4 protein-coding genes are annotated in these 5,814 nt (G+C 72.5%); 1 reads left to right on the top strand and 3 read right to left on the bottom strand.

Going from position 1 to position 5,814, the window contains the following annotated elements:
• Positions 1 to 97: 97 nt before the first annotated feature.
• A complete protein-coding gene (locus tag ABZ281_RS34325; RefSeq protein ID WP_356661908.1) occupies positions 98 to 937 on the top strand; it encodes an NAD(P)-binding domain-containing protein in 840 nt (279 codons plus the stop codon).
• Between the two features lie 37 nt (positions 938 to 974).
• Here ABZ281_RS34325 and ABZ281_RS34320 read toward each other — a convergent pair whose 3' ends face one another.
• The 3 genes from ABZ281_RS34320 to ABZ281_RS34310 all read right to left on the bottom strand — a co-directional run.
• Positions 975 to 2,180, bottom strand: coding sequence for a restriction endonuclease (locus tag ABZ281_RS34320; protein WP_356661906.1), 1,206 nt, complete (start codon positions 2,178 to 2,180; stop codon positions 975 to 977).
• Complete coding sequence (locus ABZ281_RS34315; protein WP_356661904.1) at positions 2,177 to 4,369, bottom strand: AAA family ATPase; 2,193 nt, start codon at positions 4,367 to 4,369, stop codon at positions 2,177 to 2,179. Before ABZ281_RS34315 ends, ABZ281_RS34320 begins: the two co-directional genes overlap by 4 nt.
• Positions 4,370 to 4,449: 80 nt before the next feature.
• Positions 4,450 to 5,814: L-serine ammonia-lyase (locus ABZ281_RS34310; protein WP_356661902.1), on the bottom strand; the 1,365-nt coding region annotated here is incomplete at its 5' end.

Below are 5,814 nucleotides of genomic sequence, written 5' to 3'. Positions count from 1 at the left end.
GCCTCCCAAGACCACAACCGCGTCTTGGGAGCCGACGTCACGCACGGGCCCGAATTAACCAACAGCGTCCACGATCCCCGGACCGGGCCCCTTCGACGTGCCCGGGGCCCCTGGCCAGACCTCCCGGACCCTGCGCGAGGAGATCGAGGCCCCCTTCCCCCGGACCCGGAATAGCGCACCCGACCCGGAGGTTGACCCGGGTCACGAAGGCTTCACGCGGCGCTGTTCATCTCCGGAAGGACGAGGCGAGAACATGAAGATCGGCATCATCGGAGCGGGCAACATCGGCGGCAATCTGACCCGGCGGCTCACCGCTCTCGGTCACGACGTGGCCGTCGCCAACTCCCGGGGGCCCGAGACGCTCACGGCCCTGGCGGAGGAGACCGGCGCGACGCCCGTGACGGCCGGGGAGGCGGCGCGGGGCGCCGAGATCGTCGTCGTCACCATTCCGCTGAAGGCGGTCCCGGACCTTCCCACCGGTCTGCTCGACGGCGCGGCGGACGGCGTCGCGGTCATCGACACCGGCAACTACTACCCGCAGCAGCGCGACGGCAGGATCGCGGAGATCGAGGACGACGGCCTCACCGAGAGCCGCTGGACGGAACGCCGGATCGGCCACCCGGTCGTCAAGGCCTTCAACGGCACCTTCGCCCAGGACATCCTGGACCGACCGCTCCCCGCCGGCGACCCCGGCCGCATGGCCCTCCCGGTGGCCGGCGACGACGAGACGGCCAAGCGCACGGTACGGGCCCTGATCGACGCCCTCGGCTTCGACACCGTCGACGCGGGCAGTATCGACGACTCCTGGCGCCAGCAGCCCGGCACCCCGGTCTACGGCCTGCGCGACGGCGTCGAGGGAGTCACGAGGGCCCTGTCGGAGGCCTCCCCCGATCGCACGCCGGAGTTCCGCGGCCAGGCCGTTTCTGATGGCTCTTGAACGGTGTCGCGGAGCCAGATGACCATCGCGGTGACGGTCAGCCGGCCGCCGTGGCGGTGATCCGGTCCGCCAGTTCCGTGACGGCCGACAGGAGCCCGGCCGGTGGTCGGGCGAGGTCCAGGGCATGGGCGGTGACGGTGATGCCGGCGCGGCGGATGACGTGGTCCGTGGGCCCGTCCCGGGCGGTGGCGGCGTAGACGAGGTGGCCGTGCGGCAGGCCGAGCGCGGTGCAGTAGCCGAGCAGCTGGCCGAGGTGGTCGGTGGAGGGCGCGGCCCCGTCGAGGGTCACGTACTTCGCGTCGACGACGGAGACCGGACGGCCCGACCGGTACAGCACGATGTCCGGCCGCAGCCGCACCCGGCGGGCCTCGTCCAGCCGGTGGTGCCCCTCCTGCCCGGCGCACCGGATCCCCTGGCGGGCGAGGATGTCGCCGAGCGCCACCGTGAGGAACCGCTCGAACACGTCCGGCAGGTCGAGCAGGAAGCCGTCCGCCGAGGTGGGGCTGCCGCCGTCCGGCCGGACGGAGCGGGCGGACAGCACCAGCTCCGCGAGCCGCAGCACGCGCGTGTAGCGGGAGGTGAGGCGGTTGGGTGTCCGGTGGGGCAAGGGTGCCCCGGGGTGGAGGGGACGGACACCCGTGAGGCGGTCGGCGAGGTGGTGCAGGGCCTGGCGCGTGCGTACGGGGACGCCCGGCAGCCGGGCGGCCAGCTGCAGGGCCGTGAGCAGGACGCGGTTCTCGGCGATGTCGGGGGTGTGGTCGTCGTAGCGCACGGCGACGGGCAGCGGCAGGCCGACGCGGCGCAGTTGGTCCGCCGTGCGGATCCGGCCGCGGATCAGGGGCAGGTCCTCCTCGACCGTGCGGTAGCCGTGCAGCACTCCGCTGTCGAGCGTGCGGCGTGCGGTGCGGGCGAGCAGGTCGGCGACCGCGGGCAGGAGGTCCTCCGACTCGGCCGCGTCGACCGGCTCGGGCCGCCAGGGGTCACGAGGCGAGTAGGAGAGCAGGAACAGCAGGTCGCGCACGGGGAGTTTGGGACGCAGGTGGAGCTGGACGGTCCCGCCGGAGGGGGTGCGCAGCCGGACCAGCCCGGCCTTCTGGTTGCCCCGCAGGCGCCAGCGTCCGCCCGCCGCCGGGGTCAGCCGTACCAGTCCCGGCGCGGTGAGCAGCCCGGCGAGCTGGTCGCCGGTCAGCTCCCGGACGATGCCGGGGCCGGTCTCCGGCACGGTGAGGTCGAGGCCGGTCACGGCTCCTCCGGGCCCGGCCCGAGCGCCGCACGCAGGGCGGGCAGGCCGTACGCCTCCTCCACGTCGATCCCGGTGCCGTAGAGCTGGTCCTCCAGCAGGGGCAGGATCTGGGTGCGCCAGACCAGGTCGAGCCCCTCCGGCCGGGCGGCGGCGGGCTTCATCAAGTACGACGGCCCGACGGCGCGGTCGGCGTCCCCGAGCCGGGCGTTGAGCTCGTCCAGCAGGCGGGCGGCGGTGTCCGGCAGGCCGCGCTCGAGCAGCCAGCGGTCCAGCAGGCCCCGGACAGGCGGCTTCTCGGGCGAGAGGCGGCGGAAGGCGAACCGGCGGCGCATCGCCGCGTCGACCAGGGCGATCGACCGGTCGGCGGTGTTCATCGTGCCGACGAGGAACAGGTTGCCCGGCAGGGTGAAGGGGGCGTGCGGGCTGTACTGGGTGGTGACGGGTTCCTCGCGGTACTCCAGCAGGAAGTACAGCTCGCCGAAGACCTTCGCCAGGTTGGCCCGGTTGATCTCGTCGATGACCAGGACGTACGGGTTGGCCGGATCCTTCGCGGCGCGTTCGGCGAGCAGCCGGAACGGCCCGGGCACGACGTCGAACACCACGGAGCCGTCCTCACCCCGGACCGGGCGGAAGCCCTCGAAGAAGTCCTCGTAGGTGTACGAGGGGTGGAACTGCACGAGCTCCACCCGGTCTGGCCCGGCGAGATGCCGGGCCAGAGCGCGGGCGAGGTAGGTCTTCCCCGTGCCGGGCGGGCCGTGGAAGACCATCTGCCCCTGCTCCTGGAGCTGCTCGGCGGTCTCCCGGAGCCACTCCTGCGGCATCAGCAGCCGTGCGGCCAGCTCTTCGGTGACGGGCGGCAGTTCCAGCGGTTTGGTGACGTCGACGTCGACGAGCTCCTCGGCGACGACGTCCTCCAGGCCCGCACGCTCGGCGAGTTCGGCGGCGATGCTGCTGACGTCGTACAGCGCGGGCGGCAGCTGCAGCCGGGCCTGGACCCGCTCGGGCAGCTCCGCGCGCACGAGCGGCCGTTCGGCGGTCGCCCAGTTCACCTGCCTGCGGCGGGCGTTGTCCGGGCCGTCCGAGGTGTCGTACTCCGCGGGGCCCTGCACCGTGCCGACGTGGACCTCGTCCGGCGTCACGGTGACGACCAGGTCGCCCGGCTGCATCAGGGTGAGGAAGGCGTGCAGCTGGTACGCGGCCTGCCCGCGCACCTGCGCGCCGGCGTCCGGCATCGCCTCGGCCACGGCCCGCTGCACGTCCTGCTTGGAGGAGTCGGCGGGGATCCCCGGCATCTCGCGCCAGGACAGTGAGCAGTAGCCGCGCCGCAGCCAGTCCGGAATGACGTTGCGGCCCTCCACGTTGTATCCGCGCACCAGCCAGCCGCGCTGCTCGTGCTCGACGGCACCCCTGCGCCACCTGCGCACCCACGGGTCGTCGTAGAAGTCGACCGCTTCCCCGGTCTGTTCGCCCAGCGTCCGGCACAGCTCCAGCAGGTCGCGGTCGGCGTCGCCGCTGGGCTCGGGGAGTTCGTCGGCGAACGCTTTGACGATCTCCTGCTTGTGACTGGCGCTGGCGATCGGCTGGTAGGTCTGCGGGAAGAGCAGGAACAGCAGGACGTGGATCTGCGCCCGGCCCTTCTTGTGCCCGACCGACCGCTGGATGTCCAGGCAGGTGTCCCGGAAGGCCCAGGGGTCGTCCAGCAGCGCCTTCCGCCCGGCGTCGCCCATCCCGGCGAGCCGCTCCACCAGCAGCACCAGGATCTGGAACTGAGCCCACCGGTAGTTCAAAAACCCCTGGCCGCCGTGGAGGAAGCCCTTGAGGCCCGGCTCCAGATCCTCCGGAAGGGCCACCGGGCGGTCGGCCCAGGACAGCACCTCGCCGAGGATCTGGCGCTTCTTGGCCAGCCCGATCTGCTCGGGCACCAGCGGTGCCATGTTCACGAACAGCAGCTCGGCCGCCAGCACGACCGTCGCGTCCGGGGCGCCGTCGAGCTGGCGCCGCAGCTTGACGAGGAAGGTGTCCGAGGACTCGTCCGGCTGGTCCACGAACCGCCTGCGCAGGTCCGAGGCCGTCGCCCCGGTCCAGGCCGGAAGCTCCGCGGCGAACGCGGACTTCCCGCTCGTCAGCCCGTCGTGGAAGACCCGCCGCACGGCCGCCACGACATCGGTGCTCTCTGGCCGCCTCGCCACTGCGCCCCACCCCCTGGTGCTCGAAAAGCCCAGCTTAGGAGGAGACGACGACAGCCGTCAGGCGGTCGGCCGGGAGAGTGTCAGCACTCGATGATGTTCACCGCCAGCCCGCCCCGGGCCGTCTCCTTGTACTTCACCGACATGTCCGCGCCGGTGTCCCTCATCGTCTTGATGACCTTGTCCAGGGACACCTTGTGGGAGCCGTCGCCGCGCATCGCCATGCGGGCGGCCGTCACGGCCTTGACCGCGGCCATGCCGTTGCGCTCGATGCAGGGGATCTGGACCAGGCCGCCCACCGGGTCGCAGGTGAGGCCGAGGTTGTGCTCCATGCCGATCTCGGCGGCGTTCTCGACCTGCTCGGGCGAGCCGCCGAGGACCTCGGCCAGGGCGCCCGCGGCCATGGAGCAGGCGGAGCCGACCTCGCCCTGGCAGCCGACCTCCGCGCCGGAGATGGAGGCGTTCTCCTTGAAGAGCATGCCGATCGCGCCCGCGGCGAGCAGGAAGCGCACCACGCCCTCCTCGTCGGCGCCCGGCACGAAGTTGACGTAGTAGTGCAGGACCGCCGGGATGATGCCGGCGGCGCCGTTGGTGGGGGCGGTGACGACCCGGCCGCCGGCCGCGTTCTCCTCGTTGACCGCCATGGCGTAGAGGGTGATCCACTCCATGGCGAGGGCCAGCGGGTCTCCCTCGGAGCGCAGCTTGCGCGCGGTGTTCGCGGCCCGGCGGCGCACCTTGAGACCGCCCGGCAGGATGCCCTCCTGGGACAGTCCGCGCGCCACGCAGTCCCGCATCACCTGCCAGATCTCCAGCAGGCCCGCGCGGATCTCCCCCTCGGTGCGCCAGGCCCGCTCGTTCTCCAGCATCAGCGCGGAGATGGACAGGCCCGTCTCCTCGGTCAGGCGCAGCAGCTCGTCGCCGGTGCGGAAGGGGTACTTCAGCACGGTGTCGTCGAGCTTGATGCGGTCGGCCCCGACCGCGTCCTCGTCGACGACGAAGCCGCCGCCGACCGAGTAGTACGTCTTCGTCAGCAGCTCCGCGCCCGAGGCGTCGTACGCCCACAGGGTCATGCCGTTCGCGTGGTACGGGAGGGTCTTGCGGCGGTGCAGGACCAGGTCGTCGTCGAAGGAGAACGCGACCTCGTGCTCGCCGAGCAGGTTCAGCCGGCCGCCGGTCCTGATCGCTTCCACCCGCTCGTCCGCGCTCGACACGTCGACGGTGCGCGGCGAGTCGCCCTCCAGGCCGAGCAGCACCGCCTTGGGCGTGCCGTGGCCGTGTCCGGTCGCGCCGAGCGAGCCGTACAGCTCCGCGCGGACCTGCGCGGTCGGGGCCAGCAACTCCTCGTTGCGCAGCCGCCGGGCGAACATCCGGGCCGCCCGCATCGGGCCGACGGTGTGGGAACTGGACGGGCCGATGCCGATCGAGAACAGGTCGAAGACCGAAATGGC

The sequence above is a fragment of the Streptomyces sp. NPDC006265 genome (assembly GCF_040613555.1).
Lineage (GTDB): Bacteria > Actinomycetota > Actinomycetes > Streptomycetales > Streptomycetaceae > Streptomyces.
The sequence above is the reverse complement of the archived record's forward strand: the minus strand, read 5'-3'. Positions and strand labels throughout refer to the sequence as shown.